We start from the raw sequence: 25973 nt of genomic DNA on the forward strand, positions 1-25973 counted from the left end.
AACTAGGAGCCCTCAGAAGGCTTTGTCCACTTAGGGCTTGATCACCTTCACGCTCCGGCGTTCCGCACCTCCATCTATACTCGATCGGCTGATGACATCCAGTACATACACGCCACCAAGCTCACCCTGTAGATCCCAATCAATCACCTGCTCAGCAGCAGCCGCTGACCACCGTTGCTGACGAACCAGACGGCCCCGCAGGTCAACCAATTCCACCTGCAGCGAGCTACCTTCGGCTCCCCGTACCACCGCCCGTAAGCGCTCCTGCTGGATGGGGTTGGGAGCCAGCTCCACCTTTAAAGACGATTCAGCAACTACCGTTTCGGCACCCACACGAGCCCGGCAACTGGCGTCTACATACAGCCGGTACGGACCGTAGATGGTGACGACCCCTGCCCCATCCGTCGTCTTGAGATAGAAGTCTCCCTGGGTGTTGGTCTGGGCGTTGATCAGGGTTAGACTCGACGTAGCCGTACCCCTAAACAGTTGAGGTGTCTCCATGATCTTGGGTGTGGTGAGGCTGTTCTTGTACCACTCATAGCGGACTGGATTACCGCTCACGGCCACACTGATCACCGCGGTGCCGCCCCGACAGACTGTCAGGCTGCTCACCCCACCCGTCACTGTCGTTGAAGCGGTAGCCGAACAGCCTTCGCTGGTGGTAGCCGTCACCGAGTAGACACCCACCGCACTCACCTGAGCTGTGTTGCTGGAAGCGCCACCGGGCTGGCTGGCCCCGCTGCTGAAGACGTAGCGGGCAAAGCCGGGGCTGGCCGCCAGAGTGACGCTGGCGTTGGTGAACGATAAAGGACCGGTGTTGCTCAGGCTCAAAACCGGAGCCGTGCTCAGATTGAGGTTGGTTTGAGCCGCAGCCCGTTGCCCGCTCTGCTCCACCGTCAGGGTGAAGCTTTGGCTACCCGTGCCCGCAGCCGTTACTACCTGGCTGAAATTAACACCGCTGGTGTTGCCGGTCAGCGAGATGCCCTGCCCGTTGGTGAGGGTGTAGTTGTAGCTGCCCGTTACGTTGCCCACACTCGCGGTGAAGGTAACCGGACTACCCACGCAAACCGCATTTGGGCTGCCCCCAAACCCAGCCAGCGTCGGGATTGGATCGTTGATCACCAGCGTATAGGTAGCGCTCACCCCTGAACAACCGTTGGCATCCGTCGCCCGTACTGTGATCGGGAAACTGCCCGACTCCGTTGGCGTGCCGCTCAATACCCCATCCTGGGCCAGGCTCAGCCCAGCCGGTACGCTACCGCTGGCCAGGATGAAACTGTAGGAGGGTGCTCCACCACTGGCCGTGAAGCCCTGGTTGAAGCCCTGTCCCAAGTTAGCCGTAGCGGTAGCTGGGCGACTCACCGTCACCACGGCGGTGGTGCTAATCACAGTGGTGGTGGTGGTACTGCTGCAACCCGTAACGGGGTTACTCACCGTCACTGAGTAAGTGCCTCCTGCGTTGACCACTGCTGTGTTACCACTCTGACCGAGGATACCCGGCCCACTGAACATATAGTTCTGCCCACTGGGGCTGGCTGTCAGCGTCACGCTGGTCACCGAGCAGTTCAGACTACCGCTGCTGACCAGACTGGCCACGGGAGCCGTATTGTCCAAGCCGACGCTGGTGGTGGTAGTGCTCACACAGCCGCTGGCGTTAGCTACCCGCACGGAGTAGGTGCCCGCTGCCGAGACGGTGCGGATGTTACCTGATCCAGCCAGTTCCTCACCGTTGCTATTGGTGAAGGTGTAGGAACTGCCGCCCGTTGCCGTCAGTGTTACACTCGTGTTACTACAGTTCAAAGGCCCGGTGTTGGTCAGATCTGCCACGGGTAAAGCATTTACCGTCACACGGGTTGTAGCCTGGCTGCTCTGCCCGCTCTGCTCCACCGTCAGCGTAAAGTTCTGCACGCCCGTCCCACTGCTCGTTACTACTTGGCTGAAATTAACACCGCTGGTGTTGCCGGTCAGCGAGATGCCCTGCCCGTTGGTGAGGGTGTAGTTGTAGCTGCCCGTTACGTTGCCCACACTCGCGGTGAAGGTAACCGGACTACCCACGCAAACCGCATTTGGGCTGCCCCCAAACCCAGCCAGCGTCGGAGCCGGAGCATACAGAATGCTCAACACATTCGAAGCCTGATTGAAGTTACTCGCCTGGTCCTGGGCCACGTTGGCCAGTACGCTGACCGAGACCAGCCCACTGGTCACTGGGGTTACAGTCACCGTGTACGTAGTACCCGCCCCAGCGAACTCACTCAGTGTTCCGTTACTCACACTGATCTCACTGACCACAAAGCCCGTTACCGGTTTCGGGAAGGTGATGGTCACCGGGATCGGGCTGGTAGAGGTGGGAGTCGTAGCTGAACTGGTCACGCTCACAGTTGGCTGCGTGTTGTCGATCACAAACGAATTAGTGTTGCTGTCAACACTGGTGTTGCCCACGCCATCATTCGCCCTGGCTCTAACCGTATGCGAGCCAGTCGCTAAGGGGCTACCCTGGGTCAAGCTCCAACTCCCCCCCCCGGTGGCTGTAGTGGTGCCGATGGACGATCCATCAACAATAACGGTTACGGTGCTGCTGGATTCAGCCGTACCCGAGTAAGTAGGCAGATTATTACCAATCGTTGCCCCATTGGCGGGCGAAGTAACGACGGGAGCCCCCGGAGGAGTCGTATCAATGGTAAAGCTATTCGTGTTACTACCCGGGCTGTCAAGGCCGTTGAGCCGGGCCCGGGCATTGACCGTATGCGAACCCTCACCCAGCGAAACGGGGGAGGTCAAGCTCCAGTTACCGCTGGCGTCAGCCAAAATTTCGCCCACGGAATTTCCATCAACAGATACGGTTACGCTACTCGTGGGCACCGAGGTGCCTGAGTAAGTAGGTGTATTGATGTTTAGCTGACTGCCATTGGTGGGCGTAAGGACTACGGGTGCTGAAGGAGCCGTAGCGGTCGTAAAGGCCTGGAGTTCACCATAGCTGGTACCGGCTGCGTTGATGGCATATGCCCGTACCGAGTAGGTGGTGTTACTGCTTAGGCCCATAATGGTCTGGGAGAAGGGGCCGGTGCCCACCCCCATGGCGACTTTTGTGTCGCCAGTAGTAGGTGTATCGGTACCGGCCAGGTAGACCACCCCCCGCTCGGTGACGGGCGTTCCGCCATCGGCCGTTACGTTGCCTCCCAACGTAGCGCTGGTGCCCTGGATAGCAGCAGGCGCTGCGGTCGTCACCGTAGCCGTCGTACTCACGGTTAGGGTAAAGGCCGTACTGGCCACCCCCACACAACCGTTGGCATCGCTGGCCTGCACCAGCACCGAGTAGCTGCCCGCTACGGTGGGCGTACCACTCAGGACGCCCCTAGCAGACAGGCTCAGACTGGCCGGTAAGTTACTATCCACAACACTGAAGTTAAGCGGAGCCACGCCCCCCGAAGCGGTGAACGTCTGGCTGAAGCTTTGGCCCACAATAGCGGTGCTGACACTAGGGTTGGAGACGGACACCACTGCTGTACTGCTGCTCACATTGACACTTGTTGTGCTCACACAACCACTGGCGTTGGCCACCGTTACCGAGTAGACACCCGCGTTACTGACTGTAGCCTGGTTAGTGGTGCCAACCTGACTGGCTCCCGTACTGAAGGTGTAGGAAGATCCTCCACCCGCGGTCAGCGTTACGCTGGTCTGGGCACAACTCAGCGTACCGCTGCTCACCAGTGTTGCCACAGGCAAGGCGTCGACCATGACACTCACTACATCGGTGTCCACGCAACCACTGGCATTGCTGGCCGCTACGCTGAAGCTGTATGTACCTGCGGACAGACTTGCCACGCTGCGGGTGTTGCCCGAACCGCTGATCATCCCAATAGGCCCGGTGAAGGTGTAACTACTCAAGCCGCTGGTAGCCGACAGGCTGAGGGCCTGCCCCGCGCAGACGTTGGTAGCACTAAGCTCAATGGTTGGCAGGCTGTTCACGCTCACACTGGCTGTAGCCTGACTACTCCGTCCGCTCTGCTCCACCGTCAGCGTAAAGTTCTGCACGCCCGTCCCACTGCTCGTTACTGCCTGGCTGAAGGTAGCACCGCTGGCACTGCCCGTCAGGGGCATACTCTCTCCGTTGGTGAGGGTATAGTTGTAGGCGCCCGTTACGTTGCCCACACTCGCCGTGAAGCTGACCGGACTGCCGACGCAGACCGAGTTGGAGCTAGCTACAAACCCGGCCAGAGTAGGCGTAGCGTCGTTAATCACCAGTGTATAGGTCTCACTGACTCCTGAGCAGCCAAGGTTGTCGATAACCCGCACCGTGATGGAGAAACTACCCGTCTGAGTAGGCGTACCACTCAACACCCCCTCGGAGGACAAACTCAAGCTGGTTGGCAAACTGCCGCTGGCCACACTGAAACTGTACGCAGCCGCACCACCCGATGCCCCAAAGCTTACACTCAACGGACTGCCCACCGTAGCGGTGGTGATGCTGGGATTGGTCAGGGCAAGACCGGGGTTGGGGGTTGCCTGGTACTCATAAGCCCCCATGTCGATCTGGCCACCAAACACCCGTGTATTAGCGGCCAGGTCAGTAGCAGGGCCGTTGGCAGCGGTATAGGCCGCGTTGCTACCGGTATTGATAGCTGGTGCACAGCCATTAAGCTGGGTGGAAGTGGCAGAGGCAAACGGCGATACGGTGATGCGGATGTTGTTGCCCCCATCGGTGAAGCCCGTTTCCGAGGCCTCAATCAGGCTGGAGCGGAGCGTTACCGGACCAACTAGGGTATTGGCCCCTCCGTTGCCAAACAGCACACAGTTGGCCAGAACCGGATTGCCCTGAGTATAAAGCGCCCCCCCTTCGTTGGCGGTATTGCCCTGAAAGCTACAGTTGGTGAGTGTAGGATCGCTGCTTTGATTGTACATCCCCCCACCGAAAAGTCCGCCGGAGTTGCTCTGAAACGAGCAATTGACCAGACTCGGATTACTGCTGTCGTTGTAGATTCCACCGCCGTAAAAATTGCCCGAGTTGTCCTGTAATAAACAGTTGATCAGACTCGGACTGCTATTTGAGTTTACGATTCCCCCGCCGTACGTACTGCCCGAATTATTCACAAACGAGCAATTGGCTAGTGCTGGGCTGCTACTCTCATTCTTCAGTCCACCACCAACAGAAGCCGAGTTATTTCGGAATATACAATTAGCCAGACTCGGATTGCTGCTGTTTACATTGTTCATCCCTGCACCCTCGTCTGCCGAGTTGTTCTCGAACTGGCAGTTAGTCAGTATTGGGCTGCTATTCTGGTTGCTCATGCCCCCACCATACACCGCCGAATTACTCATAAACAGGCAGTTAACCAGTGTCGGACTGCTGTCCTCGTTGTTCATCCCTCCACCATAGTCGAACGAATCGTAGCCGACAGCATTACCGCCACTGACCACAAAACCGTCCAGCACCGCCGTTGCATTCAGCGCTGTATTTTTAATGACATGATAGCTATTGTCGCTATTGTCGTCAGGCGTACCGATGTCTCCGCTTAGTACCGTCGTAAAACTAGTGGGGTTGCGTTCTGCCAGAGCGGGGCTACCCGTATTCGGAAAGCCGCCATAAATCGTTACACCGTTCTTCATCACAAAGCTGACACTCTGGTCAGTGTTGGCGTCGCCACCGGGTTTATACGTACCAGCCGCTACCCACACTTGGGTTACGCCGGCCAGGTTGATCTGACTTTGCAGATTGCCACTGGCATTAGCCCAACTGTTGCCGCTGCCATTGCCAGCCCCCCCCTGCTTCACGTAACGAATGGGTGAAAACGCATCCTGAACCGTCAGCATATACGTAGCACTCGTCCCTGAACACCCCAGCGCGTCAATGGTCCTAACGGTGATAGAGAAACTACCCGTCTGAGTAGGCGTACCGCTCAACACCCCCCCGGAGGACAAACTCAGGCCGGTTGGCAAACTGCCGCTGGCCACACTGAAACTGTACGCAGCCGCCCCGCCCGTTGCCGTGAAGCTCACACTGAACTCACTGCCCTGCGTGGCGGTAGTGATCGAGGGAGTGGTCAGAGACAGCCCAAGATTGGGGCTTGCCTGGTACTCATAAGCCCCCATGTCGACGGTGCCGCCGAACACCCGGGGGTTGCCTGCCAGGTCGGTGGTCACCCCAGATAGCCCGGTGGCGGAGGTAAGCCCTGCGTTGATAGCGGGCGCACAGCCGTTGAGCTGGGTGGAGGTGGAAGAGACAAAAGGCGAGACGGTAGTGGTCAGGTTGTTGCCTCCATCGGTATAGTCGGTCTCCGAAGCCTCAATCAGGCTGTAACGTAGCGTCACCGTACCGCTACCACTGGTAGACAGAGTGCTGGCTCCTCCATTGCCAAACAGCACGCAGTTGATCAGGCTGGCACTGCTGAGAAAATTGTATATCCCCCCGCCATTGTTAGAAGCGGTATTGCTTAGGAAGCTACAGTTGGTCAGCCTAGGACTGCCGCCAAGATTGTACATTCCCCCGCCTGAAGTAGTAGCGGTATTGCCCTGAAAGCTACAGTTGGTTAGACTAGTAGTGGCGCCATTATTGTACATTCCCCCGCCTGAAGTGGCGGTATTGCTCAAGAAGCTACAGTTGGTTAGCCTGGGACTGCCGCCCGAATTGTACATCCCCCCGCCACTGCTGGTAGTGATATTGGCCTGGAAGCTACAGTTGGTTAGACTAGTAGTGGCACCATCATTGTACATCCCCCCGCCTGAAGCAATAGCGGTATTGGCCTGGAATAAGCAGTTGGTCAGCCTGGGACTGCCGCCCGAATTGTACATCCCCCCGCCAAAGGTAGCAGTATTGACCTGGAATAAGCAGTTGCGGACCGTTGGGCTAGTCCCCACGTTATACATCCCACCACCACTACCATTATCACCTCCCCTGGCGTTGCTTCCTGTGATGACAAATCCATCCAGCACCGCCGTGCTGTCAATGCCCGTCTGATCGTTGTTGATCACATGGTAACTGTTGTCATTGATACTGGCGCTGCCAATCTCCCCCGAGAGGGTGCTGCTGGAAGGCTGACCCGTTACCGGATTAATCGATGGGCGCTGATTCAAAGCCGTCTCACTGCCCGCAAAGCCACCGTAGATTTCTACCCCACTCTTCATTACAAAGCTCACCGCCCGGTTGATGTTGGCATTGCCGCCCGGCTTATACGTACCAGCCGCTACCCACACCTGGGTCACGCCCGCCAGATCGATCTGGCTTTGCAGATCGCCACTGGCATTGGCCCAACTGTTGCCGCTGCCATTGCCAGCCCCCCCCTGTTTGACGTAGCGGATGGATGAAAAAGGCTCCTGTACCGTCAGCGTATACGTAGCCCCCACCGCCGAACAACTATTGGCGTTGGTAGCCCGCACCGTAATCGAAAAACTACCGAGCGCCGTCGGCGTGCCGCTCAACACGCCGGTATTGCTCAGTGTCAGCCCTGGGGGTAATGTACCACTGGCCAGGTCAAAACTGGCTCCTCCCGTGCCGCCCAATGCACTAAAACTTTGACTGAAGGCAACCCCCACCGTAGCCGTGGCAACGGTAGGATTTGTCACTGACGGTGGCGACGGAACCGCATTGATGATGATATCGGATATGCTGCTTTCACAAACGGGCGAACTCGCCAACCGAGCCCGAACGGTATACGACTGACCGGCGGCTAACCCGCTAAACAGACCACTGGGCTGCCAGGCCCCACCGTTGAGGTTATATTCAACCCCACTTAACCCGGTTACACTTGCGTTGATGGTCCCCGTAGTCGTAGCGCAGGTTGGCTGGGTAACATTGAGACCGATAACCAACGACCCCACAATGGTTACGGCTGCGGTAGCTGTCACACTTGTACAGGTCGACGATACGTAACTGACCGTATAGCTACCCGGCTCACTCTGATTCGGAAAAATAGTACCGGCAACATCAATGCTCAATCCGGCCGGACTGCTGGTGAAGGTACCTTGTCCTCCGGTACTTGTCACGCTGGCCGGATAGCTAGTCGATGCGATTCGGCAATACGGCCCCGTCGGGTAGCTGATACGTACCGTATTTTGCAGCGAATTGATGGAGGTTGATGTATTGCTTATGCAGGTAGGTTCGCTTTGCGACCGGGCGATGATGGTATACGTTTGTCCCGGCGCCAGGTCGCCAAATAGGTTGCTGGTTTGCCAGGTGGAGCCGTTATTGATCGAGTACTCAAGCGTACCGTTGCCGGTAAACGTAACACTGATGGTTCCCGTAGGCGTAGCACAGGTCGGCTGAATACGACTCAGGTTAACGTACGAAGGGGCGCCTACAATAGTCAATGCCGTTGTGGCTGTCACGACCGAACATACGGCCGTACTGGTGTAGGTGTATGTAATCGTATAGGCACCGGGAGAACTCGCTCGCGTATCCACTCGCCCCGTGGCGGCTTCAATAGAAAGTCCGGCAGGGCTGCTCGTATAGGCTGCCGAACCCATTGGGAAACCCGCCGATAGTTCTCTGGTTGGGTCTATTAATTGCTGATCAGCTCTACAGTACGTTGATCCGGGATAGGAAATGGTAAGAATCGGAGGTTGAACTACCGTCAGGCTCGTAGCTGCCCGGGCACTCTGTCCATTAGCACTTACAATCAGCGTAAAGCTCTGGAAGCCCGAACCAGCCGCCGTCAGATTCTGGCTGAAGGCCGTGCCGGACGTAGTACCTGCTATCGACATACTACTGCCGTTGGTGAGCGTATAGTTGTAACTGCCGGTTACGTTTCCCACCGTCGCCGTAAAGGTGATGGGGCTGCCTGCACAGACAGAGGTAGCTGTAGCCGCCAGACTCGTAACGGTGGGCGTAGCTTCATTCACTGCCAGCGCGTAGGTAGCGCTCACCCCCGAACAGCCGTTGGCATCGATGGCCCGCACGGTGAGAGTGAAGCTGCCACTCTGGGTAGGTGTACCACTCAACACACCCCCAGCCGTCAGGCTCAGGCTAGCCGGTAAACTGCCACTGGCCAGACTGAAACTGCGGGGAGACGTACCGCCAGATGCCGTGAAGGTCACAGAGAACACACTGCCCACCGTAGCGGTGGTGATGCTGGGAGTGGTCAGAGTCAACGCGGGGTTAGGTGCCGCCTGGTACTCATAGGCCCCCATGTCGATCTGGCCACCAAACACCCGTGTATTAGCGGCCAGATCAGTAGTAGGCCCGCCTGCCGTAGTATAGGCGTTGTTATTTCCCGCGTTGATAGCAGGCGCACAACCGTTGAGCTGGCTAGAGGTGGTGGAGGCAAAGGGCGAGATGGTGGTAGTCAGGTTGTCGCCCTCATCGGTGTAGTCGGTCTCCGAAGCCTCGATCAGGCTGGAGCGCAGTGTCACTACCCCATTGATCATGTTATACACAGTGTTGGCTCCTCCATTGTCAAACAGCACGCAGTTGGTCAGGATGGAATTAGCGCCAAAATTGTACATTACACCACCACTGGTAGCCGAGTTGCCCTGGAACGAGCAGTTGGTCAATGCGAGAGCGCTTCCACTACTATTGTACATCGCCCCGCCACTGCCAGCAGTATTGCTCAGGAAGGAACAGTTGATCAGGCGGGGATTGCTACCAGCATTGAGCATCGCCCCGCCACTGTTAGCAGTATTGCTCAGGAAAAAACAATTGATCAGATTTAGATTACTTCCGCTTGAATTGACCATCGCCCCGCCACCGACAGAAGCGGTATTAGCCTGGAACAAACAGTTGCGGACCGTTGGGCTGGCCGACGCGTTAAGTATACCACCACCTTTGTCGTTATCACCATTATTATCACCATTGGCATTGCCTCCTCTGATGACGAAGCCGTCCAGCTCCGCTGTGTTGTCGATCCCCACTCCTCTATTGTTAACCACATGGTAACTGTTGTCGTCAATACTGGCGCTGCCAATTTCGCCCGAGAGGGTGCTGCTGGAAGGTTGAGCACTGGCGGGGTTGATGGCTGGGCGTTGGTTCAGGGCTGTCTCGGTACCCACAAAGCCCCCGTAGATGGCCACCCCGTTCTTCATCCTAAAGCTCACAGTCCGGTCCGTGTTGGCGTTACCACCGGGTTTATACGTACCAGTCGCCACCCACACCTGGGTTACGCCGGCCAGGTCAATCTGGCTTTGCAGATCCGCCGACGCGTTAGCCCAACTGCTGCCACTACCATTTCCGCTGGCCGTTGGTTTCACGTAGCGGATGGGCAAAGCGGTATTCACCACCAGCGTATACGTAGCACTCACCCCCGAACAGCCCAGAACATCAGTGGCCTGAACCGTGATGGGGAAGTTACCCGACCCTGTGGGAATACCCGATAAAACGCCCGTAGTCGCATTCAAACTCAACCCCTCGGGTAAACTGCCGCTGGCCAGACTGAAACTGCGGGGAGACGTACCGCCAGATGCCGTGAAGGTCTGACTGAAGCCTGTCCCAACCGTAGCGGTGGTGATGGAGGGACTGGCCAGAGTCAGACCGGGGTTGGGAGCCGCCTGATATTCGTAGGCCCCCATGTCCACTACGCCCCCGTTATACCGGCGCGGATTCCCCCCCAGATCAGTAGTGATGCCCGACAGCCCGGTGGCCGAGCTAAGCCCTGCGTTAATAGCGGGGGCACAGCCGTTGAGCTGGGTGGAGGTAGTAGAAGCAAACGGCGAGATGGTGGTGCGGATGTTGTTACCCCCATCGGCAAAGCCTGTTACCGAAGCCTCGATCAGACTATAGCGTAGCGTCACGCTCCCACTGTCTCCGGTATACAGTGTGTTAGCTCCTCCATTGCCAAACAGCACACAGTTGATCAGGCTGGCACTGCTACGATCATTGTACATCGCCCCGCTACTGACAGTAGCGGTATTACCCTGGAAGGAGCAGTTGGTCAGACTGGGATTGCTGAGTATATTGGCCATTCCCCCACCATCGCGGGAAGCGGTATTACTCTGGAAAGAGCAGTTGGCCAGGCTGGGATTACTTTGCCCATTGTACATCCCTCCGCCATAGGCAAATCTGGAATTGCTAACGCTGTTACCCCGGAAGGAGCAGTTAGTCAGGATGGGATCGCTGCTATTATTCCTCATTCCCCCACCAACAGAGACAGCGGCATTGTCCTGAAACAAACAGTTAGTCAGTCTTGGACTGCTGTTGCTGTAATTGTACATGCCCGCTCCCTCACCAGCAGTATTATCCTGGAAGGAGCAGTTAGTCAGGATAGGATTGCTACCTTCATTATATACCCCTCCGCCAGCGAAAGTGGCATTGCTTTGAAAGGAGCAGTTAACCAGGATGGAGTTGCTGCTATAATTATGCACACCTGCTCCTGTTTGACGAGCTAAATTGTTTAGGAAGTTACAGTTGCGTACTGTTGGGCTGGTCAGCACATTAATCATACCCCCACCCACCACATCATTACCATCTCCATTAGCATTGCCGCCCGTGATGACAAAACCATCTAGAATAGCCGTGCTGGTGATCCCCGTCTGATCGTTGTTGACCACGTGGTAACTGTTGTCAGTGGTATTGTTAAGCGTTCCGATATCTCCGCTCAGCACGGTCGTAAAACTAGTGGGGTTGCGTTGAGCAAAGGTAGGGGTACCTGTAGCCGCAAAGCCCCCGTAGATGGCCACCCCGTTCTTCATCACAAAGCTCACAGTCCGGTCGGTTCCAGTGGTGGGCTTATAGGTTCCAGCCGCTACCCACACCTCCTGCACACCACCGACGTTGATCATGGCCTGCAAGTCGCCACTGGCATTAGCCCAGCTAGTACCATTACCGGAGGCCCCCGGTTTGACGTAACGTCGGGTCTGAGCCTGGGTCGTCAGGCTCAGGCTCAGCAGGGCTATCAGCAGCACACAAATGCGCAGACCCGTACTTCGTTGAAAGAAAAGTAAAGATGAGTTCATAGATAAAAGAGACTAACGTTTCATATAGAGATATCCCGATAAGCTGTCTGACCCGCCCATCCACTGGACTCATTGAAGAAGGTGTGTAAGTAAAGCGGAAAGCGATCAGCATAAGTGAGCCTGTCAAAGGCCCTACCCCAGCGGTCAGCGGGTGGGCTGAATGGGTGCGTAAGCAGAAGAATCGACCGACAAGGGGGTGTCTCCAACTACCGGGCACCAACCAGCCGCAGCAACTACCATGGGTGTAGTTACTTTATCCAGAACGCGGATGAAGATTTCCGAGGTGTGGTCCTGAGCTGACAGGTCGTCGTTGGTTATCGACAGGCAGGTCTGGTAGACTTTGTGTACGTACTGATTGTAGAGTTGTTCGAAGCTATCGGCAGAGTTAGTCTGCTGAAAAGTGTCCACCAGTTGCTGGTTGTGGGGTCTATTTTTTTTCATCGTGAGTCTGCCCAGGGAGTTGGGATTGCAGGCGTTTTAGTACGGGGCAAAGCTCACCCGGTTTGGCTCTTTTTTGTTAATCCATTTTCGGCATTCTTTTGCTCATTTTCGGCATTTGGCCTTTTTGAGTGCAGTAAAATCAGAAAAGTCCCCTGAAATCAGAGGGTTTCAGGGGACTTAACGGACAAATAGTTTACCTATATTAAGGTGTAGTCACATCAGATTTAGATTCATTTGTTCCCCCGCCGGACACGAGCGATGAGGGTGATATGCCAAATTTTTCCTGAAAAACCCGCGTGAAATACGACAGACTTTCGAAGCCCACCTGATAGGCTACCTCCGAAACACCCTGGCCCTGGTTTAGCCGCTGGATCGCCTGCTCCAGGCGAATCGTACGAATGTACTCGACGGCCGTCTGCCCCGTTAAGGCTTTCAGTTTGCGAACCAGCTGACTTTGGCTCATACTCATCTGCCGGCTGAAATCTTCTACGCCAAAGCTGTTATTGGCCAGCTGGCTCATCACAACCGCGTAGGCTTTGGCCAGAAAGGCTTCTTCTTTTGCGGAATGACCCGGCTCATTTGCTACCTGGCTCACGGGTTCAATTCTACGGCCGTAATAGTGCTGCAACCGGGCTTGTTTGAGGAGCAGGTTACGTACCCTGGACGCCAGTTCGGCCTGGTTAAAGGGTTTAGTCAGGTAATCATCCGCCCCCAGGTCGAAACCTTCGATGCGGTCTTCCGTAGTTGCCCGGGCGGTGAGCATCACCACCGGAATGTGGCTGGTAATTTCCTGCTGCTTCAGCCGCCGACAGAAACCAAACCCGTCGAGCCGGGGCATCATCAGATCGCAGATGATTACGTCGGGCAGGCTAGCCGTTGCTTTTTCCAGACCATCCAGGCCATCTTCGGCTTCAATGATGCGGTAGCTCGACTCAAACACCGTGCGTACATAGGCCCGGATGTCCGCGTTATCGTCGATAATGAGCATAATCATATCCGTTGCTGGCGCTGGCAGGTCAGCATCGGTCAGCCCGGCCAGAGATGCTACCCCATCCTGTATCGGTTCTGGCAAGCCGACATTCTCGTCGGTTGGCAACTGCTCAGGGGGCAGCAACGGTAGCCGCACCGTGAAATTCGTGCCGACGCCCTCTGTGCTGGCAACGGTAATGGTTCCCCCCAGCACGTTTACCAGTTCATTGACCAGCGACAGGCCAATGCCAGTACCTTCGTAGGTGCGGCCGACTTTCCCTTCAACCCGGTAGAATCGATCAAAAATGGCCGACAGGTTCGCCGGCGCAATACCAATGCCCGTGTCGTTTACCTGGATGACCAGCTCACCGGTGGTGCCGGAGGGTGGATAGTCAATCCGCAACCGGACCTGCTGGCCAGCAGGCGTAAACTTAAACGCATTAGAAAGGAGGTTCGTAGCGATCTTCTCAAGCTTGTCGCGGTCGAAGCGGGCCTGAAAATGAACCGGCTCCTGCACAAACGTGAACTGAATCTGATGACTTTGCGCCAGCGAATTAAAAGAAGAGGCCAGCGTGCGGAAGAACGTAGCCAGGTCGCCGGGCTGCGGGTCTACGTTGAGTTGCCCCGCTTCGAGCCTGCTCAGATCGAGCAGCTGGTTGATCAGGCTCAGCAACCGATTGCTGTTCCGCTCCATCAGCGTTACGACCGGCTCGGTCAGCGTAACCACGTCCTCGGTCCGAAACCGTTTTTTCAACTCCGTGAGCGGCCCCAGAATCAGGGTGAGCGGGGTCCGGAACTCGTGCGAGATATTGGTAAAGAACTGCGTTTTCAGTGCATCCAGTTCAGCCAGCCGACTGGCTTCCTGCTGCTCGAACGCCACCTGCTGCTGCAACAGCCACCGTTGTTTCTGAAACCGATACAACTGCCAGCTAATAACCGCCAGCAGCACTGCGTAGAGCAGATAGGCCCACCAGGTCTGGTAATAGGGTGGATGGATTCGAATGGTTAGGGGAACCGCTCTGCTCCAGGCTTCTCCGTTAGCGGAACCCTCCAGCTCAAACGTATAGGCCCCGTCGGGCAGTTGCGCGTAGTTGGCAAAGCGGTTGGTACCGGCTTCTACCCAACCCTGGTCGATGCCTATCAGCCGGTAGCGGTACTGATTTTTGGCGGCATTGGTATAGTTCATCAGCCCAAACTCCAGGGTCAGTAAGTTTTGCGTATGCGCTAAATCGAGTTGCCGGGTATGTTCTATGCTTTCCGCCAGGATACCGCTGGAATCGCCCACGGCCACCGCTTCGTTATTGATTTTTAGTCCGATGACCTGAACTTGGGATACAGGTTCGGCCGATGAAGCCGCTACGTCTTTGGGACGAAAGGCGGTTAGTCCGTTTACGCCCCCAAAAAACAGTTCACCCGATACAGTTTTAACAAACGACCCCGTATTGAACTCGTCGTCCTGAAGGCCATCCGCTTTGGTATAATTACGGAACTTGAACGTTCGAGGGTTAAGTTGCGCCAGGCCTCGGTTGGTACTCATCCAAAGCTGCCGGAATTCATCCACCAGGATACCATATACCACTTTATTGGGCAGCCCCTGGGCTTCGGTAAAGTGCCGGAATTTTCCCGGAGCGCCAGACCGCGTTTGTTTGTCGAGCCGTTCCAGCCCTCCCCCTTTTGTGCTGATCCAAAGGTATTTGTCTGGTTGGTCAGGATCATCGATGGTACTCGATACGAAATTATTACTCAGGCTTTCGCGTACGGCCACATCGTTTTTATAGATCGAAAAATCAGGCGTTGTCTGCGGGTGGTCAACCCGGATGAGCCCACTCTGCGTACCAATCCAGCCCGTGCCACGTCGGTCGAAATACAGGCTATAGGTTTCTACTCCGGCGGCCTGACGAGGAAACAGGTGCTGATACGAAAATACGCTGAAGGTTTCAGTGGTCGGGTTGAAGCGAAGAAGTTTTCCGTTCATGGTGCCGATCCAGAGATACCCTGCTTCGTCCTGCCGGGTTTGGTTGCCATAGAACCCAAAGGCTGTGCCAGCGGGCAGCGAATAAGACTTAAGCCGTTGCCAGGTTTCTGAAAACTTTACCAGCTGGTGCGTAATCGGCTTAGTCTGCGTATTGACGACGGATGCCCAGAAGAACCCCTGACGATCCTGCATCAGGTACACTGACCGGTCGACTACCGCGTCGCTTTTGCTCAAAAACCCAATCAGCCGGTTGGCAGACCGGTCTAGTCGTCCGTAGTTGAACTGATTACGTACATACGTCTGTCCCTGCCGATCCTGAAACAGGTACGAGAGCGACGTATTGGGTAGGTAAGTCTGAAACTGTTTGATGCGCGGACTGAACTTACGCAGGCCGTAGCCCGACGTACCTACCCAGATATTACCTGTCTTATCGATGAGCAGTTTTGTGATGCCGAATACGTTGGGCGGCATCACGGCAAACGCATTACGTGCCGACAGCAGCTCCTGCGCGTAGAGCTGATCGGGAGACATCAGCCACAAAAAGTCAGACGTCGCTACTGCGACCGTACGGTTGTCGAGTGCCTCCAGAAGCACATTGAAGTTTTTAGTGGGTGGCATCCCGATAACTTTTCGTTTGGTCTGCTGCCAGCCAATGAGCGTGTCGGCACTGAATCCAAACCAGTAGTCGGGTTGTTGCCCGTCGGGCGTTGCCTGGAATAAGGTGGCTAATGCGCCAAATCGGTTGATTAGTGTATAATGGGTTGGCTGCGGTTGCTGCCAATTCAGCCGGTATAGCTCCCGGGCGGCACTGACCTCGGCCTGCCCATTATGGTGAAATCGAATCCGGACCGGGGCACTTTCACTGCTTACGCCATTCAGCGGAAATGAGAAGCGACTGAAACGAACCATAGATGTAGCGTCATCCTGCCGGGGAAAACCTGTTTTCAGCGCACTCGGCAAAGTAACTTTAACAAGTTTATTCTGTCGGGTGCCTACCCAGATGTTGCCTTCGGGGTCTTCTGCTAACGTAATAATCTCATAATTACCGGCATCGGGCGAAGCCGGATCGCTCATGTCAATGTGGTAAAACCGCTGAGTTCGCTCGTCGTACAGGTTGAGTCCCCGGTTCAGTGTCCCTATCCATAACCGCCCATGACGATCAATGAACAGGGCCGAACACGCATTTGACGACAGACTAAATTTATTGTAGGGATTATGCGTAAAGACCGTGAAGTTGTAGCCGTCGTAGCGATTCAGCCCATCTTTGGTGGCAGCCCAGATAAATCCCTTTCTGTCTTGCTTGAGGTCATAAATCATTCCCTGCGACAGCCCATCAGAGATGGTCAGTTCCTGCCAGCCTTTAGCCGACTGGGAGGTAGGCTGAGCTATGACGAGCAAAGGCAAGAAAACCAGCAAATACAAAAAGCGCATGGGTCGGCAAATTGACCTTAAAACTACGGAAAATCGCCACGTAGCGGTTTAGCTATATGGAGTTAATTTCATATATAGACTAATAAACCAGACCCATAAGCACCCTTTACCTCGTCCGGTGCGCCAGTTTTGACTGGAGGTCAGCTCTTACTGATCTCCTCCCAAAAAGTGTGCCGCTCAAAGGTTTAAGATTGAACTTTCATTTTTTCATTTAATTTTCAAAATACTCTTTCTGAAGCCAATTTTCGATCTTTTCCTGATCATCCGCTCTGGCGGTTCTGCTCCAGCGGTAAGAACAATGGAGGTTTTTGCGGAGCCGACCCCGGTTACTGACTTGTTTGCGGCTATCCGCATCAATAGCTTCGCCTATGAGATGGCTACATAGCAGGTGAGTTTATAAACCCCAGTTATTCGCCGTATCGTTCTACCAACAAAAACGCCCGACTTTCGAGTCAGGCGTTTTTGTCATCAGTGAGTCTGCTTAGCTAAGCCTTCTGATACATCTCTCGATTAGGGTTTGATCACCTTTACACTCTGCCGTTGAGCCGGGTTAGAAGCAGCCGCTTCACTGACCACCTGCAAGAGATACACCCCACTTGAATTCGCTTGTAGGTCCCAGTCGACCACCTGCTCAGCCTCGGCCTGCGGCCACACCTGCTGACGTACGGAGTGACCTTGCAGGTTCACCAACTCTACTTGCAAAGAACGGCCTGCAGCACCGCGAATTATTGCCCGCAACCGATCCTGCTGGATGGGATTGGGCGCTAGCTCTACCTGTAAGGGTATCTCCAGCCCGGCAATCGCCCGAGCCCGGCAAGTAGCATCGACGATCAGCCGGTAGGGACCGTAGACTTGCACACTACCTGAACGCTCAGTCACTTTCAGGTAGAAGTCGCCCTGGGTGTTGGTCTGGGCGTTGATGATGGTCAGACTCGAGGTCGCCGTACCCCGGAAGAGCTGGGGCGTTTCCATAATCTTGGGTGTACTCAGACTGTTCTTGTACCACTCAAACTTGACGGGAGCACCCTCTACGGTGACACTGATCACGCCCGTACCTCCTCTACAGAGGGTCAGGTTGCTGCCCCCGGTTACTGTCGTGGAGGCTGTTGATGAGCAGCCATTGCTGGTAGCAGTGACCGAGTAGCCCCCCGGCGTGGTAACGGTAGCAGTGGCACCACTACCCTGTTGGGAAGCCCCCCCACTAAAGCTGTAACTGGTGCCGCCCGTAGCGATCAGCGTAACGGTAGCATTGGTGGACGAAAGTGGCCCCGTGTTACTCAGACCAGACGCCGGCAGGGCGTTAATAGCCACGATTTGTTCCGTGAAGGCTGAACAGCCGTTGGTGGTCACTGTGTAACGTACCGTGTGTGTACCAACACTCAGACTAGCCGGGCTGAACATGGTAGCGCTCGTGCCATCAATGGTGAAGACGCCCCCTTCGGCTGGCGTGCCCGCCAACGTAACGGCTTGAGCATCTTTACAGAAGCTGCTGGCCAGACTGGTGATGGCAGGCGTGGGTAGTGCCTTGATTTCCACGCTCTGCTCACTGTAAGCTGAACAGCCATTCGTAGTGACGGTGTAACGTACCGTGTGGCTACCCACCGTCAGATTGGCCGGGTTGAACAAGGTAGTATTCTGCCCGTCGATAGTGAAGATGCCTCCTTCGGTGGGTGTACCCGTCAGGGTAACGGCTTGAGCATCTTTACAAAAAGAGTTAGCTAAATTCGTGATGGCCGGGACAGGCAGGGCTTTGATAGCCACGATTTGTTCCGTGAAGGCTGAACAGCCGTTGGTGGTCACTGTGTAACGTACTGTGTGGTTGCCTACACTCAGACTAGCCGGGCTGAACAGGGTAGCTGACTGACCATTAACGGTGAATACCCCTCCTTCCGGGGGTGTACCGGTTAAGGTGACCGTCGAAGCATTCTTACAGAACGAGCTAGCCAGGTTAGTGATCTGAGCAGTTGGTAGGGCGTTGATGGCTACTGTTTGCTCAATGAAGGCTGAACAGCCGTTAGTAATGACTACGTAGCGTACTGTGTGGTTGCCTACACTCAGACTGGTCGGATTAAAGCTGGTAGCGCTCGTGCCATCAATGGTGAAGACGCCCCCTTCGGCTGGCGTGCCCGCCAACGTAATGGCTTGAGCATCCTTACAGAAGCTGCTGGCCAGGTTGGCGATGGCAGGCGTGGGCAGGGCGTTGACGGTAACCCCTACGCTTGCCGTAGTTGAGCCACCCGTAGTCCCAATCGTCAGGGTGTAAGTTTGTGCCCCCTGTCCACTGGCCGTCAGGCTTTGGCTAAAGACGGCAGATGCCGAACTGCCTTCCAGCGGGCTGCCTGTAGCGTTGGTGAGCGTATAGCTATAACTGCCTGTTACGTTGCCCACCGTAGCGGTGAAGGTCAGGGGCTGACCTGCACAGACCGGATTGGGCGTGACTGCTAGCTCCGTTACGGTAGCCGGTAAGGGGGGAAACTTCTGGATGCGGTAGTTATCTGTATCTGCCACGTAGACATAGCCCTGCCCATCCACAACGACACCTAAAGGAGAATCTAACTGATTAGCCCCAGTTCCCGCACCATTGCCCCCCGCTACAGTGATGCCCGACGTAGCCGAAGTGGAGTTAGGCGGGAACTTCTGGATGCGGTCATTCCCTGAATCAGCCACATAAATATTACCCGCTTCATCCACATACATCCCATAGGGTCTAGCGAATTGATTGGCCATATTCCCATACCCATTGCCCCCCGCTACAGTGGAGCCTGAAGTAGCCGAAGTGGAGTTGGGCGGGAACTTCTGGACACGGTGGTTATCATAGTCAGACACATACAAATTGCCCGCTCCATCTACGTACACGCTTGAAGGAGAAGTTAACTGATTGGCTCCACTACCTCGCCCATTGCCGCCTGCAACAGTGGAGCCCGATGTAGCCGAAGTCGAATTGGGGGGGAATTTCTGAACGCGGTTGTTACTATAGTCAGCGATGTAGACATTGCCTCCTCCGTCCACATACACGTTCGTGGGTTCGTTTAACTGATTGGTTCCGCCACCTCGTCCATTGCCGCCTGCTATGGTGATGCCCTCAGTGGCTCCTGGAGCCCACTTCTGAATGCGGCTGTTATCTCCATCCGCTATATAGAGGTTACCTTGCCCATCCACATGCACTCCATACGGATAATCCAACTGGCTGGCTCCACTCCCCTTCCCGTTGCCCCCCGCCACGGTGGTACCTACACTGGAGCCAGGCGCAAACTTCTGGATGCGGTCAAAATACCAGTTGGCTACGTACACATTCCCCTGCCCATCCAGGTCCAGGCTCCAGATGTCATATAACGGCAAAGTACCGGCTACTGTGGTACCAGCCGTAGCTGAGGTGGAGTTGGGTGGAAACTTCTGGATGCGTTGGTTATCCGAGTCAGCGACATAGATATTGCCCGCTTCATCCACAAACACTCCTTCGGGCCAACCTATCTGAGTGGCCATACTACCATAGTCATTGCCCCCCGCCACGGTGGAGCCCGAAGTCGCGGATGTCGAATTGGGCGGGAACTTCTGGATACGGTGATTACGCGTATCTGCCACATAGATATTGCCCTGCTCATCCACATGCAGGTCATCGGGCAGATCAAACTGATTGGCTCCATTACCTCGTCCATTGCCCCCTGCTACTGTGGAACCCGATGTAGCCGAAGTGGAGTTGGGCGGAAACTTCTGAATGCGGAAGTTATCGCTATCAGTTACATATAAATAGCCCGCTCCATCCACAAACATACCTTCGGCATGCCATAACTGATTGGCCTCACCACCGTAGTCATTGCCCCCCGCAACGGTGATACCCTCAATGGCCTCAGGTGCCCACTTCTGGATGCGGTAGTTTCTCCAATCAGCGACATAGATATTACCCGCTCCATCCACAAACACCCTATAGGGGTCATTAAACTGGTTGGCCCCACTCCCCGCACCATTGCCCCCGGCAACGGTGGAGCCCGACGTAGCCGAAGTCGAGTTGAGGGGAAACTTCTGAATGCGGTCATTCCCTGAATCAGCCACATAAATATTACCCGCTTCATCCACATGGACACCTCTGGGATAAGATAACTGATTTGCCCCACCGCCAGCGCCATTACCGCCCGCAACAGTGATGCCCTGGGCGGCCCCGGGAGCCCACTTCTGGATGCGGTGGTTATACTCATCAACGACGTAGATGTTACCCTGCCCATCCACATACACGTCATTGGGGCCATTGAAGTGAGTGGCTGCCGAAAGCAGACCTCCGGCCACTGTAACACCATCCGGGGTCTGGGCGTTAGTCCCTAAAGCTAAGCCCAGCCAGAGTAAGCTAAACAAGACAATGGCCAAATAGCTCCTGATCAACTGGGAGCCCTGATATATAGGGAGGCTTCGACTGGGCTGAAAAGCCGTCGGGTGGCTAAGCTCATTCGAAAAGCGTTCGGGTTGCAGCCCGCTGGGCACTCTAAAAAAGAGGGTGTAGTAGACGTTTGTGTTCATAGCGTTAGCAATCGAGTTATGTGTTGACTATAGACAAAGTGAGCGAAAAAGCAAGTAGAGCCGGTAAACAGGCATAAGGACGTACCGGGCTGTACTGAAGAAGGAACAAGCGTAATAGCTGAGAAAAGGTGTTTCATGGCAGAGTCAGTACCCGATTAAACGAATTCGTCAATAAGCCAACTCGTCGCTCCGACTGGGTTGCCAGAGAATAGATTGCGATCTTACAGCCCTAGGCGTAGTAGTTAATCCAGGAACGCTTTTTGCTCGTATATACTCTTTTCTAAGTTGGCCTTATCAAAATATGAATCTTATAAGTCATTGATTCATGAATAATGAAAACATATTTGATCCAACCCGCCAAAGGTCCCGCTCTTTACTCAGGAGGACTGTCAATTCCGTCTCAAATCCTGTTAATCCTGTCTCAACAGCTAGCCGGGAGGCTCGAAACATCGTTTTTTCAATCCACCTTCTACCAGATAGCGCCTTAGCCTATTGCAGGAAACTATTGGGTTGATTACCGGCCTGAACCGCTCGTGAGCGGTTCAGGCCGGTTCACTTTTTGCTGCTGTTTCGTTACTCATCGAAATCCTCAGACCTGGCATGGGCCTGCATACCCTGACACGACACGCGCTTGTACTCCTGCTAAGCGGCTGCTTCAATCTTTTCGGCAACGTTTCCATGGCCCAGTCGTTTGCCTTACCCCCGCCCAGGGTGATTAACGATCGGCAAGGGTTGCCCCAGGCGTATATCACCGGCATCGTCCAGGACCGACAAGGCTTTATCTGGGTCGCTTCCCGCGACGGGCTTTGCCGGTATGATGGCCGCACCTTTCGGGTTTTCAAACCGTCATCTACGGGAAAAGCATCGCTTTCTTATCCGGGCTTAATCCGGCTCGTATTGGATCATCGGGGGGTGATCTGGATCGTGAGTGAACGGGGTGATCTGGACCGATTTGACCCACGCACCGAAACGTTTACCAATGTCTCACAAATACCTGCCTATAGGAACGTATTTAAGCAGCCGGGGACTGTCTGGCGGGATCGTCGGGATCGACTCTGGATTGCGTTCGTTGACCAGGGCGTAGGCCTGTATGATATCCAGACGGGACGATGTCGGCTCTTTCGCCATCAGAAAAATGAACGCAATACGTTACCCGACAATGCAGGAATCGGTATTGCGGAAGATAACCAGGGACGCTGCTGGGTTGCCACTCGGTCAGGGCTTTCCTATTTTGATGACGTACAGCAGCGCTTCATGACGCCTACCTTTGCGGTGCCTCACGATGACCTAAATGGGCTCTATCGAATGCCCGATGGCCAGTTTATGATTGGAACAAGCCAGCATTTGATCCGGCTTAATCCGCTCACTGGCCAAACGCAACAGTATCCCCTGCCCCGCTTGCAGCATATATGGAATCAAATGCAGTTCGCAACTGATCACAAAGGGACAATCTATTTTCTGCGCGAAGGCCTATTGTACCGATACACCAGTCAGCAGGGTCTTCAGTTGCTTAGTTCTCCTGCCACGATCTCCGCTATGGAGCACGGTAGAAGTTTGTGGGTAGATCGCTCCGATGTGCTTTGGGTAGGAACCAATGGGGCTGGTATCCAGACGTACGACCTGACCGCAAACCCTTTTCAGACAGCGCCTTATCAGGTGTCCTTTCACGTCGATTTACTTCGGCGCTGGTTAGGCGTTCGCCCCCCCCTGGCGTCTCCCTTTGTGGCCAATACGAATGGGTATGACTTTCGATATACCGTCGATCAACAGCACGGGCTTTGGTTTAACGTAGCACGGCCACCCTGTCAACGGCTGGATTTGGTCAGTGGTCGGATAACGGCCGTACCGATGCCCGCATCAGCAGAGGGAACCACTCCCTATCCAATGGCCACCGACCCAGCCGGGCAGGTATGGATAGCCCACGATTCACTCGCCTGGCAGTACCAGCCAGCAACGAAGCAATGGATTCCGTTTGCCCATAAGCTCCGCATTCCGCAGGTACCTGTACAATTGGTCGTCGATCAACAGGCGCTGTGGGTGGCTGTTTTAGGCAGAGGCTTGTTCCGGATCGACCGGCGAACGGGCGTCCATCGGCCGTTTACCCACGTGGCTGCTGATCCGGCCTCGATAAGTAGCAATACTGTTTTTTGTTTGTCAGCCGACCCGACCGACCCGAATCGCTTGTGGATCGGCACGTTTGGTGGGGGGCTATGCGCCTTTGACAAACGCACCGGCCGGTGCCAACGGATCACCGAAGCGGATGGACTCCCCAACAACGTAATTTACTCCGTCATTCCGGACAGACAGGGGTACCTCTGGATGGGAACCAACAAAGGGCTGGTGCGCCTGCATCGCAAAACCCACCAAATGCACACCTACACCCGAGAGAACGGGCTGTTGGCTGAGGAGTTTAACCGCTTTCATTATCTGTACGTGCCCGCCCGAGATTCCGTTGACGAACAGATTTTTATGGGTGGGCTGGAAGGCATCACGGCTTTTTCGCCCCGCCAGGTTCGGGACGATCGCTTTGCACCTGCCGTCGAAATCACCCAGATTCAGGTGAATAACCAGCCCTTATCGCTGAGCAGTTCGGCCGATACAGCCGCTGTACCCTTCCTGCCGGTGCAGGTATTGCACGAGTTAAATCTGCCCCATGACCAGAATTTTCTGACGGTGCAGTTCGCGGTGGCGCAGTATAACAAACCCGAAAAGAACCGGTTCCGCTATCAACTGGAAGGGCTTACCGACCAATGGGTCGAGTCGAACCAGCCCCAGGCCATTTACACGAATCTAAGTCCCGGCCACTACGTCCTGAAGCTGAATGCATCCAATACGTCAGGTCAGTGGAGCCCCAATGTCCGCACCCTGTCCGTGCTTATAAAACCACCTTACTGGGCAACCTGGTGGGCGTATGGGCTGTATGGACTTCTCCTTTTTTGCGTTTTCTACGGCCTATTCCGTTCGTACATCAGCCGACTACGCTTACAGCAGGAGCTTACACTTCAGCAGCAGAATCTGGCTTTCCAGGAACGGGAGACCCAGCAGCTGCGGGTGGTGGATGAGATGAAGACTCGTTTTTTCTCGAACGTAACGCACGAGTTCAGAACACCATTAACCTTGATTTTAGGACCTGCTCAGCAGCTAAAACAAAAATATGCGGACTCCAACGACGGGCGTAAACTAGGGGTTATTGAACGGAACGCTTATCAGCTTCTGGAACTCATTAATCAGCTGCTTGATCTCTCCAGACTAGAAGCGAACGCCATGCCGGTCCAGCGGTCGGTTGGTAACGTGAGCGAGTTTATCGAAACGATCGTAAGGTCGTTTGAGGAGCAGGCGGAACAGTTGCGCATAACGGTTAGTTATGAGTCGCAGCTTACCGGCGATTTTTTATTCGATCAGGCGAAGCTGGAACGGATCGTTTACAATCTGGCGTCCAACGCCATCAAATTTAGCCGGGCCGATGATCGGGTGGTTGTTACGTTGCAGAAAGCCGACGACGGTTTTGTTCAGTTCAGGGTAGCCGACACGGGCATCGGCATTACTCCGGAGCAGTTGCCCTTAATTTTCGATCGTTTCTATCAGGCTGACGACTCCCCAACCCGTTCGCAGGAAGGCACTGGCATTGGGCTGGCTCTGGTCAAAGAGCTCGTCGAGGTACAGGGCGGTGCGGTTTCGGTTCAAAGCGAACCAGGAGTCGGTACGGCCTTCACCGTTTGCTTTCCGTGTCAACCTGCCTTCCATGAGCCGGCAGCCCCGGCCGTCCTGGATGATACGCAGGCAAACCCGCTACTGCATATATCTCCCCCCCCAATTACCGAAACACCCCTCATCCTGCTGGTGGAAGATAATGACGATCTGGCGGAATTTATTAGCGAAAGTTTGCCAGCCTCCTACCGGGCGGAACGCGCAAGCGACGGGGCGCAGGGACTTCAGCTGGCGATCGAGCGCATGCCTGACCTGGTACTCAGCGACGTACTGATGCCGGTGATGGATGGGTATACACTCTGCGAAAAGTTAAAGACCGACCCACGCACCAGTCATATACCCGTGATTTTACTGACGGCCAAAAGTACGCTGGCCAGCCGGATGAACGGGTTAAAGCTGGGAGCCGATGATTACATCACTAAGCCCTTCCACATAGACGAGCTTCGACTTCGAATCCAGAATTTGCTCGATAGCCGGCGACGGCTACGCGAGTGGGTAGGTCAGAGCCTGGCGGAGCCGGATGCCATTCTCTCCGACGCCGAGCTGGCTCAGTCAGATCCGTTCCTGACCCAGTTTTATAGCATTCTGAACGAACACCTCGACGATTCTGATTTTGGAATCAATGAATTGGTTCGTGAACTGGGCATGAGCCGGGCGAGTCTGTATCGTAAACTGGAAGCGGTATCGGGTTTGTCAGTTAACGAACTGATTCAAAATTATCGACTCAAGCGGTCAGCCGAATACTTACGACAAGGCCAGCCCATCACAGCCACGGCTTATCTGGTCGGCTTTTCGAGCCCCTCCTATTTTTCCCAGTGTTTTCGCAAGCTATACCAGCTTACCCCCTCCGAATTCGTCAACCAGCCTCATTCAATAGATTAACGTGAAGCCGACCCCGATTGCTGGCCTGTCTGAGGCCATGTTTACCAATTGGCTTCGGCAATAAAGCAACCCTATTGCTGCTTCAAGGCCTGGATTGCCTGATTCACCGACCAGGTTGACGGTCTGACGGACGATCCTGCTGGATTGGGTGCATGGCGACGGCAATTTTGACAAATCATTG

The 25973-nt window shown here is 55.1% G+C and carries 5 protein-coding genes; 1 reads left to right on the forward strand and 4 read right to left on the reverse strand.

Annotated elements, in window-relative coordinates; genetic code table 11:
• Positions 1 to 30: 30 nt before the first annotated feature.
• From ACYVBJ_RS25610 to ACYVBJ_RS25625, 4 genes are all read right to left on the reverse strand, one after another.
• Entirely contained in the window at positions 31 to 11877 is an 11847-nt protein-coding gene (locus ACYVBJ_RS25610) for a putative Ig domain-containing protein (protein WP_460985133.1), read from the reverse strand.
• Between the two features lie 144 nt (positions 11878 to 12021).
• Complete coding sequence (locus ACYVBJ_RS25615; protein ID WP_460985134.1) at positions 12022 to 12318, reverse strand: RNA polymerase sigma factor; 297 nt, start codon at positions 12316 to 12318, stop codon at positions 12022 to 12024.
• 202 nt (positions 12319 to 12520) lie between these two features.
• A complete protein-coding gene (locus ACYVBJ_RS25620) occupies positions 12521 to 16693 on the reverse strand; it encodes a hybrid sensor histidine kinase/response regulator transcription factor (RefSeq protein WP_460985135.1) in 4173 nt (1390 codons plus the stop codon).
• A gap of 510 nt (positions 16694 to 17203) precedes the next feature.
• Positions 17204 to 21202: a hypothetical protein gene (locus ACYVBJ_RS25625; protein ID WP_460985136.1), complete on the reverse strand. Its 3999-nt coding sequence runs from the start codon at positions 21200 to 21202 to the stop codon at positions 17204 to 17206.
• A 678-nt stretch (positions 21203 to 21880) separates the two neighbouring features.
• On the opposite strand from ACYVBJ_RS25625, the gene ACYVBJ_RS25630 reads away from it, so the two are divergent.
• Positions 21881 to 25792, forward strand: coding sequence for a hybrid sensor histidine kinase/response regulator transcription factor (locus ACYVBJ_RS25630; protein ID WP_460985137.1), 3912 nt, complete (start codon positions 21881 to 21883; stop codon positions 25790 to 25792).
• The last annotated feature ends 181 nt before the right edge of the window (positions 25793 to 25973 follow it).

The sequence above is a fragment of the Spirosoma fluminis genome (genome assembly GCF_054778895.1).